General features: G+C 44.8%; 1 protein-coding gene. It reads left to right on the plus strand.

Annotated features, from left to right (window positions below):
- The first annotated feature begins 380 nt into the window (after positions 1 to 380).
- On the plus strand, positions 381 to 16,160 hold the full coding sequence (locus MHB78_RS10225) for an amino acid adenylation domain-containing protein (RefSeq protein ID WP_340033968.1): 15,780 nt from the start codon (positions 381 to 383) through the stop codon (positions 16,158 to 16,160).
- Positions 16,161 to 16,221 lie beyond the last annotated feature (61 nt).

Genomic DNA, 16,221 nt, shown 5'->3' on the forward strand with positions numbered 1-16,221 from the left:
CTCTTTAAAACTTCCGGGTCTAATATATGAAGGGAACTTTTCTTTTTAAACGATTATGCTGAGCATCTCGTCTGCGTCACTAACCATAGCTACTTTTTAAATACGATTCACATCTTAAGGATATATACCTTTCAGCAGATTATGGATTTAGTTCTTTTTAACCATCATTTTTCAATCCCAACTGATAAATATATTTTTCCTATATGTAAAATACCGGATAACCAATTAATAAAAAATTAACCATTATTAAACAATATTCCCATGGAAAATAATGATTTTTTTTGATAATCTGTTTTCACAAGACGGAGGTTCAATAAAAAATCAGCAAAAGGGCAACTACGGACCAATATTAGAAAAAATATCAAAAAGGAGAATAATGTATGGTTGCTAAACAATCATTGAAAAATGGGGTATTCAGCAAAGTTACAGAGAATGAAAAAGAGTTAATCGTACATCATTTTAATAAAACGAAAACCGATTACCCAAAAGACAAGACCCTCCATCAGCTGTTTGAGGAACAGGCGGAGAAAAACCCTGATCACAGAGCCGCCGTGTTCGGCAGCCGAAGCCTGACGTACAAGGAGCTGAATGAAAAAGCGAACCAGACAGCGAGACTGCTCAGGGAAAAAGGCGTTGGCGCAGGCTCTGTTGCGGCGATCCTCGCGGAGCGCTCCATTGAGATGATCATCGGCATCATGGGAATTTTAAAGGCGGGGTCGGCGTATTTGCCGATTGATCCCGAAACGCCGAAAGACCGAATCGCCTATATGCTGAAAGACGCCAAGGCGGGCGTCCTCCTGACAAACAGCGGTGCCGCTTGCGGAATAGACTGTGAGGCAGAAGTGATTCGTTTGGACGGGGATGCGTTCAGCGGCTTTGGCAAAGAGAATCTGGGCCTTGAAAATCGTTCCGGTGACGCCGCCTATATCATATACACTTCAGGGTCAACGGGAATGCCGAAAGGCGTGGTGACTCCGCACTACAGCGCCGTCCGCGTCGTACGGAACACCAATTACATTGACATTCGGCACGACGACGTCATTCTTCAATTGTCGAACTACTCGTTTGACGGATCGGTGTTCGACATTTTCGGCGCTCTATTAAACGGCGCAACACTCGTCTTGATTGAAAAAGAAACGGTATTAAACATCGATAGACTCGGAAGCGTTATCAAAGAAGAAAAAGTCAGCGTGATGTTCATTACGACGGCGCTGTTCAATATGCTTGCAGACATTCATCTCGACTGTCTGGCCAATCTGCGGAAAATATTGTTCGGCGGGGAGCGGGTCTCGATTCCGCACGCCAAAAAAGTGCTCGACCGCGTCGGAAAAGACAGGCTGATTCACGTGTACGGCCCGACGGAAAGCACGGTGTACGCAACATATTATGCCATTAACGAAATTGATGAAGAAGCCGATACGATTCCGATCGGCAGCCCGCTTGCGAATACGACGGCACTGATCATGGACGAACACGGCCGTCTCCTGCCGATCGGCGTTCCGGGCGAGCTTTGCATATCAGGAGACGGGTTAAGCAAAGGGTATTTAAACCGCGAAGAGCTGACAGCGGAAAAGTTTATCCCGCATCCGTTTATCCCGGGTGAGCGTCTGTATAAAACGGGAGACCTGGCGAAATGGCTGCCTGACGGAAACATCGAATTTATCGGCCGGATCGACCATCAGGTGAAAATCCGGGGCTTCCGGATCGAACTCGGCGAAATCGAAAGCCAGCTTCAGAAGCATGACGCCATCAGTGAAACGATCGTCACCGTCAGGGAAGACGGGGAGAGCCGCCCGTATATTTGCGCCTATATCACGGCAAAGCGCGAGATCGCGATCGGCGAGCTGAGGGAATGGTTGAGAAGCAAACTGCCGGAATACATGATCCCCGCCTATTTTGTCAAACTGGACAAGCTTCCTCTGACCAAAAACGGAAAAGTGGACAGAAAAGCATTGCCTGAGCCCGACAAAACAGCCGCATCAGAAACGGAGTATGAAGCGCCGAGGAATGAAACGGAAGAAAAGCTGGCGTTCATGTGGCGAGATATATTACATATGGATAAACCGGGAATAAACGATCCTTTTACAGTGATGGGCGGACATTCATTAAATGCAATGGAGCTCATCGCAAAAATAAAAGAGGAACTGCACGTGGAAGTACCGCTGCATCAATTATTTAAGCTGGGTACCATAAAGGAATTGAGCGCTTTTATTGAAGCGAATCAAGAAGAGTCCGGTACTGACAACGGTATAGACAGAACGGCCGATCCGGAAAATATGCATGAAAGCTTTCCTCTCACAGGGATTCAATTGGCATATTTGGTCGGAAGGGATGAAACGTTTGAAATCGGCGGAGTGGCAACCAACCTGACAGTTGAATTTGAAGCTGATGTCGACTTGAACCGTTTTCAAGCGGCATTGCAAAAATTGATTAACAGGCATCCGATTCTACGCACAATCGTATTTGAAAATGGAACACAGAAAATTCTTGAAGGAGAACAATACTATGCGATAGAAACCTTGGATTTACGTCATTTAACAATAGAAGAAACAAAGGAAAGAATTTTGCAGCAGCGAGCGGAAATGACGTCAAAAATAATCGATCCAAGCACATGGCCTTTGTTTGAAATCAAAACGTTTATATTGCCGGAAGGGAAAAAATATTTTTTCCTTAATGCAGATCCGCTCATTTGCGATGATAGCAGCATGAAAATATTAATCAGAGAGTTTAAACAATTTTATGAAAACCCAAGCCTTCAGATCCCTTCTTTAGAATACACCTTCAGAGATTATGTGTTGGCAACGATTGAGTTTAAACAGACGAGCAGATATAAAAAGGACGAAAAATATTGGATGGATAAACTTGAGCATTTTCCTAGCGCGCCTGAACTGCCTTTAAAATATGATCCTGCTAATGTGACGAAGCCTACATTCAAGAAATTTTCAACGTTTTTAAATGAGCATACATGGAATCAATTAAAGAAGAAAGCAAGAAATAAAAATCTTACGCCGACATCGGTCCTTTGTGCAGCTTACGCTTATATACTGGCATACTGGAGCCATCAGAACCATTTTGCCATTAACTTAACCGTATTTAACAGAATCCCGTTTCATCCTGACGTGAAAAAAATGATCGGGGATTTTACGACCTTAATGCTGCTGGACATTAATGCAGAAGGGGCCATGAAGTCTTTTTGGAACTTTGCTTTAAAAGTTCAGGATACGCTCCTGGAAGCTCTCGAACACAGACATTATGACGGCGTTGATGTGATCAGACACATCGCCAGAAAAAATGCCATGAATAAAAAGGCTGTCATGCCGATCGTGTTCACAAGCGTACTGAGCGAAAACCCTGAAGACTCCTTTGATCAATTGGTGGATTTTGATAAAGTACATTTCTTTAGCACAAGAACATCTCAAGTATATATTGACAACCAGGTGTATGAAATCAACGGCGGTTTGTACATCACCTGGGACTATGTTGAGCAGATTTTTGAACATGACGTGATTGAATCGATGTTTAACCAGTATATAGACGTCATCGATCAAGTCGTATCCGATGGGGAAGTATCAAATATCCAAATCGATGAAAAGAGCCTCCGCTTGATACGGGAATACAATGATACAGATCAACTTTTCAATGCGCGAACGCTGCACGAGCTGTTTACCGATCAGGTTAAACAAGGGCCTGGCCGCGTTGCGTTGAAGCATCATGATGAGTTGATGACATATCAGGAATTAGACGAAAAATCAAATCAAGTCGCCAGGTACCTGCTGGAAAAAGGCGTAGGCAAAGGCGATTATATAGGGGTTATCGGCAAAAGAAGCATAGGCACGATCGTCAATCTGTTTGCCGTATTAAAGGCAGGTGCGGCATACATTCCGCTTGATCCGGATTATCCGGAAGAAAGAAAAGAGTATATTAAATTAAAAAGCAAATGCAAATTCTTTATCAATCCTGACATGCATCAACACGAAGATGTTCAATCATACTCTAAGGAATCAGTCGAAGTGAAAGTCGATCTGGAAGATGTGGCATATGTCATATTTACCTCCGGGAGCACAGGCAAGCCAAAAGGCGTTCAGATCACTCATGGAGCCGCAGCGAATACCATTATCGATATCAATGAAAAATTCGGCGTCACAGAAAAAGATAAAATCATGGGCATTTCCTCATTATGTTTCGATTTGTCTGTTTACGATGTTTTTGGCGCATTATCCAGCGGAGCTGCTCTTGTCATCATTGACGATCAGAGGGATGTCTTCCGCTTGAAAGAGACTGTGGAACAAGAGGAGATCACGATTTGGAACTCGGTTCCGGCGATTATGGGAATGACGGCTGATCTATATCGTGAAGATGAACGCAACCATCATCTAAGACTCGTGCTGCTCAGCGGAGACTGGATCCCGCTTCAGCTTCCCGGGAAAATAAAGAAAATTTATAAAAATACAGAAGTCATTAGTTTAGGAGGGGCAACAGAAGGATCCATCTGGTCCATATACTATCCCATTCATGAAATCAAAGAAGACTGGAAAAGCATCCCTTATGGAAAGCCTTTAGCCAATCAAAAAATATACGTATTAAATCAGCATAAACAGCTATGCCCTGTCGGTGTACAAGGAGAGCTGTACATAGGCGGAGCCGGGGTGGCAGAGGGATATATTAATGATAAAGAAAAAACGGACAAATCATTTCTATGGCATCAGGAATTGGGCTACATCTATAAAACGGGCGACCACGGCGTATTAAAAGAAGACGGCTATGTAGAATTCCTCGGAAGAAAAGACAGCCAGGTAAAGATCAGAGGATACAGGGTGGAACTGGGGGAAATTGAAAATACACTTCTGAAGCATGAAGATATCAGCAAAACCACCGTTATCGACTATACAAACCGGGACGGCGTGAAAAACTTATATGCTTTCGTCGTAGCAAAAAAAGAGGTCAGCCAAAAAGGACTAAAGGCATTTTTGCAAAAAACGCTGCCTGACTATATGATACCGGCGAAGTTCGTAAAAATAGACGAAATTCCGTTAACCGTAAACGGAAAAATCGATAAACGGATTTTGCAAGAATTGGCAGAGCAGCAAACGATAGATGAAGGCGCAGCAGACGGATTGATGCAGCCGGAAAATGAAACACAGGCCATGCTCCTTAAGATATGGAAAGATATATTCGGCTTGAACCGCATCAATCTAGACGTCAGCTATTATGAGCTGGGCGGGGATTCGCTGAAGGCCATATCCATCATTGCGGAAATCAATAAACGAATGAATGTTGAGATGCCGATAGGCGAAATCTTTAAAAATGACACGATCATCGCATTGGATCAATATTTGAAAACGAGGGAAGACAATCATGTTGAAAACCCTATCAAGAAGGCTTTAGAAAAAGAATATTATGCGGCATCTCCTACACAAAAAAGGATGTACATGCTTTCCATGATGGAGAATGAAAGGGGAGCCTACCATATTCCGATGGCGCTTCTCGTCGAAGGACGGATCAACCCGGTTCAGCTTGAACAAGCATTCCACACATTTTTGCAAAGACATGAGATTTTGCGGACCGGATTTGAAATCCAAAACAATGAACTGATTCAGAAAGTTTATCATCATGTCGAATTTAAGATGGAATGCGAACGCGTGGGCACTGCCATTTCCGATGCAAATGCTTTAATGAAAGTAACAAGCGCTTACTGCAAAGAATCGACAAAGCCGTTTGATCTTAGCAGGCCGCCTCTGATGAGGGCGAAGCTGATTACAATCGACGATGACAAGCATATACTGGTCATTAATTTTCACCACATTGTTGCTGACGGCGCATCCCAAGGCATACTAATGAACGAAATATTGGAGCTTTACGCCGGCGAGCCGCTGCCGGAACCAGGCGTCCAATATAAAGATTATGCAGAATGGCATCATACATTTCATCAATCAGCCGCGATGAAAAAACAAGAGGAATACTGGCTTGATGTTTATCGCGACTTTCCGCCGAAGCTGGATTTTCCGTATGATTTTAAACGGCGGAATATCGACGCTTTTGAAGGAAGCAACGTATATTTGCATATCGATCAAAAGCTGTCTGAACAGATAAGGGAATTGGCAAAACACAAGGGAACTACCCTCTATATGGTGATGTTAAGCGCATATTATGTGCTTCTAAATAAATATACAAGTCAGACGGACATTGTGGTAGGAACGGCTGCCGCTGGCAGATTGCACCAAGATCTTCAAGACGTCTTCGGCGTTTTTGTCAATACGCTCGCTTTGCGCAACAAGATCGACACGTCAAAACGCTTTACGGAATTTTTGAATCAGACGAAGGAACATACGATTACGGCCTTTGAACATTCTGAGTATCAGTTCGACGATTTAATCCGCAAGCTCGAAGTCAAAAGGGAATCTAACCGAAATCCTTTATTTGACACGATGTTTGTGCTGGAAGATGCCAGGATGTTTACGAAACAAAAAGGCGGTGTAAAACTCAGTCCGATCATTTTTGAATTAGACAATGCAAAATTTGATATGACGTTTAACATTTTGGATTTTGAACAAGAGATCATTTTGAATATTGAATATTCCACGAACTTATTCAAGGAAGAAACGATCTCAAGGATAGCTGAAAATTACATCGGGATTTTAAAAGAAATTACGGCAAATCCTGATGTAGCGCTGAACCAAATAGAGATGATCTCACGTCAAGAAAAGCAATGTCTCCTACAGGAGTTTAACAATACACAGGCCGATTATCCAAAAGGGGAAACCATCCACCGGCTCTTTGAAGAGCAGGTGAAACGGACGCCTGATCAGACCGCAGTGGTTTTTGAAAATCACCGGCTGACATACCGCCAGCTAAATGAAAAAGCAAATCGATTGGCGCGTCTGTTAAGGGAAAAAGGAGTGCAGCCTGATTCGCTCGTCGGGATCATGATGGAGCGTTCGGCCGAAATGATCGTTGCGATTATGGGAATCTTGAAGTCCGGCGGGGCCTATTTGCCGATTGATCCCGAATATCCGATTGACCGGATCAAATACATGATTGATGACAGCAAGGTCAACGTGATTCTTACTGATGATCCGTCTGGCAAAGAGCTTGAGACAGAAACGATCGAGTTCATTGACATTCAGGATCAAATGATTGATGAGCAGGACCCGGCTGACATTGCCAATGTAAACAAAAGCGGGGATCTGGCTTATGTGATCTACACTTCAGGATCAACCGGGAAGCCAAAAGGAGTCATGATCGAACATCGTTCCGTCATGAATCTCTGCAGCTGGCATCAAACATGCTATAACATCGCTCAAAACGATAAAAGCTCGATTTATGCAAGCATCAGCTTCGATGCCTTTGTGTGGGAGCTCTTCCCTTATATCACGGCGGGAGCATCGGTCCACGTCTTGAATCAGGAAACAAGATTGGATGTTCAACAATTAAATGAATATTTTAATGAACACGATATTTCGATTTGCTTTTTGCCAACTCAAGTCTGCGAACAATTTACGGCGCTTGATAATCATTCGTTAAGAACGCTGTTGACGGGCGGAGACAAATTAAACGTTTTTAAAGAAAAGAACTATCAAATCGTAAACAATTATGGACCGACAGAAAATACCGTCGTCTCTACAAGCTTTACAATAGACAAGCCGTATCAAAATATTCCGATTGGGAAACCGATCAGTAATGTCAAAGCGTATATCCTGAATCAGGACAATCAGCTTTGCCCGCTTGGATCTGCCGGCGAGCTTTGCTTGGCCGGAGAAGGATTGGCACGCGGATACTTGCACAGACCGGAACTGACCGCGGAAAAATTCGTACCGAATCCGTTTGCCCCTGAAGAAAGAATGTACCGCACAGGGGATCTTGCCAAAATATTGCCTGATGGAAACATCCAGTTTTTAGGGCGGGTTGACCAGCAGATAAAAATACGCGGCTACCGGATTGAACCCGGCGAGATCGAAAACCGGCTGCTCAAGTATGAAGATATTGATGAAGCAGCTGTCATTGCTAGGGAGGACGGAGGTCATGACAGTTACCTTTGCGCATATGTAGTAACAGCCAAAAATGAAATCACATCGGAAGAAATGAGGCGCTTTTTAAAGAAAGACCTTCCGGATTATATGATTCCTGCGCACTTTATCAAGCTTGAACAGCTTCCGCTTACCGTAAATGGAAAATTGGATAAGAACAGACTTCCTGCTCCTGAACGAAGGGGCGGATTGGATGAAGGCTACGAAGCGCCAAGGGATAAAACCGAAGAAAAACTCGCCTCGATTTGGGGAGAAGCTTTAGGAATCGAACATATCGGGATCAGCCGGAATTTCTTCGAAGCCGGCGGACATTCCCTCAAGGCAGCCGCATTATTGGCAAACATTCATCAAGAACTGAAGGTGAAGGTGCCGTTAAGACAAATGTTCGAAACCCCGACGATTAAAGGGCTTAGAGAATATATCGATTCGGCAAAAGAAAGTGCTTATCCATCGATCGCGAAAGCGGAAGACAAAGCTTACTACCGTCTCTCTTCGGCGCAAAAAAGGCTGTATATCCTCAATCAAATCGAAGGCAGCAGCGTCGCCTACAACATGCCTTTTGCCATGACAATTGAAGGCGATTTTGATGTCCGTCGATTCGAGAGTGCTTTGCAAAAAATAGTGAAAAGACACGAAGCGTTTAGAACTTCCTTTGTCATGGCCGACGGCGAACCTGTGCAAAAAATCGAAAAAGAGATCGATTTCCATACGGCATACAGCGTTAACGTTACAGAAAGCGTCAAAGAAAAAATAAGCCGTTTTATCAGGCCGTTTCGTTTGGACGAAGCGCCGCTTTTCAGGGCAGAAGTCATCAAAATGAATGAAAATCGGCATCTGATGATGTTCGATATGCACCATATCATTTCAGACGGCGTGTCAATGGATATCTTTATGAAAGAACTGTCTGCATTGTATGAAGGAAAAGACCTGCCGCCATTAAATATCCAGTATAAAGACTACTCTGAATGGGAAAAAGAATTCGTTCAGCACCATGAACTGAAAAAACAGGAAGTGTACTGGCTGAATATATTTAAAGGCGACATACCGGTACTTCAAATGCCGACAGATTATGAAAGGCCGCTGACCCAAAGTACTGAAGGAGACACCGTAACGCTGACAATCGAAAAAGAAACGTTCGGCAAGCTTCAGCACATGGCAAAAGAAAACGGGGTTACGATGTACATGATTCTTTTGGCGGGGTATACAACGCTGCTTTCAAAATATACCGGTCAAGAAGACGTCATCGTCGGTACGCCGATTGCCGGACGAAAACACGGGGATCTTAACCATCTTATCGGAATGTTCGTGAATACCCTGGCGATAAGAAATCATCCTGAAGGCAAAAAGACTTTCAGAGAATACTTAAACGAAGTAAAAGAAAACACGCTCTCGGCTTATGAAAACCAGGATTATCAATTTGAAGAGCTGGTTGAAAAGGTAAATATCGAAAGGGATATGTCGCGAAATCCGCTGTTTGATACGATGCTTGTGTATCATACGGCAGGAATGAAGCCGTTCGCGGCAGACGGGCTAAGAAGCGAGATGCTTGAGATCGAGCGCGGCATTTCTAAGTTCGATATAACGGTAAACGCAAGCGAATCAAGAGACGGATTAACATTGGAAGTCGAATATTGCACGGCTTTGTTCAAAAAAGAAAGAATAGAAAGATTGGCAAAACACCTTATCCATTTACTGAAGGCGGCGGCAGAAAACCCGGATATTGAATTAAATAAAATGGATGTAATGGGAGAGGCTGAAAAACACAAAATTCTCTATGAATTTAACCGTACAGACGGGGAGTTCTGCAAAGAGAAAACGATACCGGAACTGTTTGAAGAGCAGGCGGAAAGGACTCCTGATCATCCGGCGGCAGTCTTTGGGGACGACAAGATTACTTTCAGGGAACTAAAGGAAAGAGCTGATCATCTCGCCTCCATTTTGCGTGAAAAGGGAGTAGGCCCGGACGTTGTGACGGGTATTATCACAGAACGGTCAATCGAAATGGTGATCGGCATCATGGGCATTTTGAAAGCAGGAGGAGCCTATCTGCCAATCGATCCGGAGTACCCGGAGGAAAGAAAGAGCTATATGTTGCAAGACAGCCGCGTCAAGACGGTGTGCGTGGCCGGCAATGCTCATCCGGGTGAAGATTTTAATGGAGACATCATCAGGCTTGATCAATTGGATCAAAAAGAATCTGTACCGGGCTTGAAGCACCTCGCCAAGCCGCAACACGGAGCATATGTCATTTATACATCCGGCTCTACAGGACAGCCGAAAGGCGTCATGATCGAGCATCGCAGCGTCAATAATTTGGTGCAGGGGCTGAATGAAAGGATTTACCGCCGTCATCATTCACGCCTAAATATAGCGTTGGTCGCGCCATATATATTTGATGCCTCCGTCAAACAAATTTTTGCATCGCTCCTGCTTGGGCATACTCTCTACATCGTACCGAGAGAAACGGGCTTTGACGCCGTGAGGTTAATCGAATTTTACGAGAAAAACAGAATCCATGTATCTGATATGACACCCGCCCATGTAAACATGTTGTCGCATGCGGACAAGATGGAACGGGATTTGGACATTCTCGAATTGATCGTAGGCGGAGATTCGCTAACACCGGAGCTGATCAATGGTTTATATGAAACGATTCCTAATCTGAAATGCAATATTACAAACGTATACGGACCGACAGAATGTTGCGTTGATGCCGCTTCATACCGAATTGAATTCGGAAAAACGGCGCCGAAACCGGTCCCGATCGGCACACCGCTTTTAAATACGAAAATATATATTCTCGATAAGAATCACAACCCTCAGCCGATCGGAATCGCCGGAGAATTGTGCATCTCCGGAGAAGGCGTAGCCAGAGGATACGTAAACAAACCAGAACTGACGGCGGAAAAATTTGTCGATCATCCGTTTGAGCCGGGCAAAAAAATGTATAAAACCGGAGATTTGGCAATATGGCATCAGGACGGCAATATTGAGTTTTTAGGAAGGGCCGACCATCAGGTGAAAATTCGCGGCTACAGAATAGAGCTCGGTGAAGTGGAAAGCCGTTTGCTAAGACACAAGGCAGTAAAAGAAGCAGCGGTGATTGCCAGAAAAGATCACAATCAAAACAGCTACTTATGCGCCTATTTTGCATCTCAAAAAGGATTGACCATTGCGGCGATGCGTCAATTCCTTGAAAAGGAGGTTCCTGATTATATGATCCCGTCATATTTTGTCAAGCTTGATCATCTTCCTCGGACATCAAGCGGCAAAATAGACAGAAAGGCGCTCCCGGAACATGACGGCAATGCAAGCACAGGAACGGAGTATGAGCCGCCCCGAAATGAAACCGAACACAAGCTGGTGCAAATTTGGAGGGAGGTTCTCGGTGCAGGCGATATCGGGATCAACCACCATTTCTTCGCCTCAGGCGGCGATTCGATAAAGGCGCTGCAGATCGTTTCAAAGCTCTCAAGGCTGAACTTGAAGCTTGAGATCAAGGATTTGTTTGCAAATCCTAAAATAAAAGACCTGAGCCAATCGATAACGAAAATTGCGAGAGAGCATAAACATAACGAAAACGTTACAGGCAAAACGGAATTGCTTCCAATCCAAAAACGGTATTTTGCAAAAAACAAAGAGGAAGCCGATCACTTTAACCAGTCATTTATGATCTTTAGAAAGGGCGGCTTTGATGTAAAAAGCGTAAGAGAAGCCTTTCATAAAATAATGGAGCATCACGATGCCCTAAGGATGATCTATAAAGAACATGACGGGGAGATCATTCAATATAACAGAGACTATCGGGAAAATCTTTTCGGTTTATACGTTCACAATCTGAAAGGTACAGAGAATACAGCGGAAAGGGTTCATGAACTGGCGACCGGTATTCAAAAGCAATCCTCCATCAAGGACGGGAAGCTGGTGAACCTCGGCATTTTCCAAACAGAAGAGGGCGATCATCTTTTGATTGTCATCCACCACCTTGTCGTTGACGGGGTATCGTGGAGAATCATACTCGAGGATTTCGAAACATTGTACGCGCAAGCAATAAAAGGTGAACCGCTCGACATCGGATACAAAACGGATTCCTATCAAGCGTTTGCTGCACAATTGAAACATTATGCCGCAAGCCGCAGGCTGTCAAAGGAACGGGAGTATTGGCGGAAGGCAGCAAAAGCCGAGGCTCCGTGTATTCCTGGAAATCAAAAAACGGAAAAAAATACGTATGAAAACAGCACGACATTAAGCATCACACTCGACAAAGAGACGACTTCGGCTCTACTAAGGAAAACAAACAGAGCCTACAACACGGAAATCAATGACATTTTATTAACGGCATTAATAGCCGGAGTCAGAGAAACGACCGGCGAAAATAAACTGAAAGTCATGATGGAAGGCCACGGCAGGGAAAGCGTCCTTGACGGCGTTGACATCAGCCGAACGGTCGGCTGGTTTACGACGGTTTATCCGGTTTTCATCGATTTGGGAGAAGAGACGGACATCGCCCAAAATATCAAAATGGTCAAAGAGACTTTGAGGAAAATACCGAATAAAGGAATAGGCTACGGCGTATTACAATATCTTTCCGATGAACCAAACGCCTTATATGAAGGAGAGGCGCCAATTTCTTTTAATTACTTTGGCGAAATGAGCAAGGATATTAATAGAAGAGAATTTTCTGAATCGCCGTTTTCCGCCGGTGAAAGCGTCGGAGGGAAAATCCAGCGGCACTCAGCCATCGAAATGAATTTGATCGTTTTAAACGGCGAATTGACGATCTATACAACATTCAATCAAGCACAATATCAACAAAGCACAATCCATCATTTCAACCAAACATATAGGAAACATTTAGAGAAGATCGTTGAACATTGCGCCGGAAAAGACGATATCGAGCTGACGCCTTCCGATTACGGCGATGCATCTTTGAGCCTTGAAGAAATGAAGGCGATTGAGGACAAGTACGGGTCTTTCAAAATTGAAAAGATCTATCCGCTGGCCAATATGCAAAAGGGAATGCTGTTCCACGCCTTGGAAGACCAGACATCAAGCGCCTATTTTCAGCAAATTGTAATCGGATTGAAAGGCATTGCAAATGAAGACATTTTAGAAGAAAGCTTTCATGAGCTCGTCAAGAGACATGAGATATTAAGAGCATCGTTCGAATATGACATCGCAGAAGAGCCGAAACAGGTTATTGTGTCAGACCGGAAAATAGATTTTGAGTACAGGGATCTTCAAGAAACAGAAGATGCTCAAAAGCAATTGCTATTAGAAAAATATGTGAAAGAAGACAAAGAAAAAGGGTTTGACCTTAGCGGCGGCTCGCTCATGAGAGTGTGTCTAATCAGAACAGATGAGGATTCCTATCAACTCATTTGGAGCCATCATCACATATTGCTGGACGGCTGGTGTCTGGGGATTCTGTTAAGCGAGCTGTTCAAAATATACCGAAAAAGGCTGAAAGGCGAAGCCCCCCGGTTAGAAACGCCGAAACCGTACAGCGACTATATCAAATGGCTGGAACAACAGGACAAAGACGAAGCCGCGGAATATTGGAAGGAATATTTAGAGGGATATGAGACCCGAACCGAAATACCAAAATTAAGCCGCAAACATTCGGGAGAATATGGCGAGAAAGAAAGAGTCATTGCGTTGCCGGAAGAGCTTACAAAAAAACTGGCCAGGATCGCAAATCAAAACAACGTCACCATAAACACAGTCCTTCAGGGCATTTGGGGCGCTGTCTTGGCTAAATATAACAACGCGGACGAAGTCGTATTCGGAACCGTCGTTTCGGGGCGGGAGGCTCAGGTAGACGGTATTGAAGAAATGGTCGGGCTGTTTATTAATACAATACCGACGCGGATCAGATTTGGAGGCGGCAAAAGCTTCAAAGAAGTATTGCGGGTCACACAAGCCGAGTCTATTGAAAGCAATCGATTCAATTATATGAACCTCTCAGAGCTTCAGGAGCTGAGCGAATTAAAAAGAGAATTGATCAGCCATGTCATGGTCTTCCAAAATTACGCCTTTGATCGGCATATGTTCAGCGGCATCGATGAAATTGGTTTTGAAATAGAGGGCGTTAATGGCAAAGAACGAACAAACTACGATTTTAATATTGTGGGGGTTCTAGCAGAAGAAAAGCTGATGCTGAAAATAGCATATGATGGAAATATCTATGATGAAATCATGATTGATAACATCGAAAAGCATATTATAGCGGTCGCCGAACAAGTGGCTGAACATGATGAGAAAACATTAAGCGAAATCGAGCTTGTGTCAGAAGAAGAAAAACACATGCTCCTATACGAATTCAACGACACGAAAACCGATTACCCAAAAGACAAGACCCTCCATCAGCTGTTTGAGGAACAGGCGGAGAAAAACCCTGATCACAGGGCCGCCGTGTTCGGCAGCCGAAGCCTGACGTACAAGGAGCTGAATGAAAAAGCGAACCAGACAGCGAGACTGCTCAGGGAAAAAGGCGTTGGCGCAGGCTCTGTTGCGGCGATCCTCGCGGAGCGCTCCTTTGAGATGATCATCGGCATCATGGGAATTTTAAAGGCGGGGGCGGCGTATTTGCCGATTGATCCCGAAACGCCGAAAGACAGAATCGCCTATATGCTGAAAGACGCCAAGGCGTGCGTCCTCCTGACAAACAGCGGTGCCGCTTGCGGAATAGACTGTGAGGCAGAAGTGATTCGTTTGGACGGGGATGCGTTCAGCGGCTTTGGCAAAGAGAATCTGGGCCTTGAAAATCGTTCCGGTGACGCCGCCTATATCATATACACTTCAGGGTCAACGGGAATGCCGAAAGGCGTGGTGACTCCGCACTACAGCGCCGTCCGCGTTGTAAGGAACACCAATTACATTGACATTCGGCACGACGACGTCATTCTTCAATTGTCGAACTACTCGTTTGACGGATCGGTGTTCGACATTTTCGGCGCTCTATTAAACGGCGCGACACTCGTCTTGATTGAAAAAGAAACGGTATTAAACATCCATGAGCTGGCAGAAGTGATCGACAAAGAGAAGGTCAGCGTGATGTTCATTACGACGGCGCTGTTCAATACACTCGCCGATATCAATCTGGACTGTCTGGCCAATCTGCGGAAAATATTGTTCGGCGGGGAGCGGGCCTCGATTCCGCACGCCAAAAAAGTGCTCGACCGCGTCGGAAAAGACAGGCTGGTTCACGTGTACGGCCCGACGGAAAGCACGGTGTATGCAACATATTATGTCATTAACGAAATTGATGAAGAAGCCGATACGATTCCGATCGGCAGCCCGCTTGCGAATACGACGGCACTGATCATGGACGAACACGGCCGTCTCCTGCCGATCGGCGTTCCGGGCGAGCTTTGCATATCAGGAGACGGGTTAAGCAAAGGGTATTTAAACCGCGAAGAGCTGACAGCGGAAAAGTTTATCCCGCATCCGTTTATCCCGGGTGAGCGTCTGTATAAAACGGGAGACCTGGCGAAATGGCTGCCTGACGGAAACATCGAATTTATCGGCCGGATCGACCATCAGGTGAAAATCCGGGGCTTCCGGATCGAACTCGGCGAAATCGAAAGCCAGCTTCAGAAGCATGACGCCATCAGTGAAACGATCGTCACCGTCAGAGAAGACGGGGAGAGCCGCCCGTACATTTGCGCCTATATCACGGCAAAGTGCGAGATCGCGATCGGCGAGCTGAGGGAATGGTTGAGAAGCAAACTGCCAGAATACATGATCCCCGCCTATTTTGTCAAACTGGACAAGCTGCCTCTGACCAAAAACGGAAAAGTGGACAGAAAAGCATTGCCTGAGCCTGACAAAACAGCCGCATCAGAAACGGAGTATGAAGCGCCGAGAAACTTTGTGGAGGAGCAAATCCTATCTATATTACAAGACGTTCTGGGAACAGAACGGATGGGCATTTCTTGCCGGTTCTTCGAAAGAGGCGGCAATTCGCTAAAAGCGATGCATGCGGTTAATTCAATTAATAAAGCTTTCGGCATCAATATGAGCGTCGGTGCATTTTTTGAAAATCCGACTGCCAAAAACTTAGCATATTACGTATTACAAGCCGACGCGGTTGTCGAAGGATATGCGATTGAGTTTTCAGAAGAGGAAATATAGGCCTTAAGAGGCGGATTGCTGAGCAAACTTGCTTATGGAGTCATTATATTCAGACTGACCA

It is taken from the genome of Bacillus sp. FSL K6-0138 (assembly GCF_037982765.1).
GTDB classification, from domain to species: domain Bacteria; phylum Bacillota; class Bacilli; order Bacillales; family Bacillaceae; genus Bacillus; species Bacillus glycinifermentans.

Bases quoted from the DNA above. Each gene is read 5' to 3' on its own strand.
- MHB78_RS10225 (WP_340033968.1), top strand. From the start codon at position 381: ATGGTTGCTAAACAATCATTGAAAAATGGGGTATTCAGCAAAGTTACA.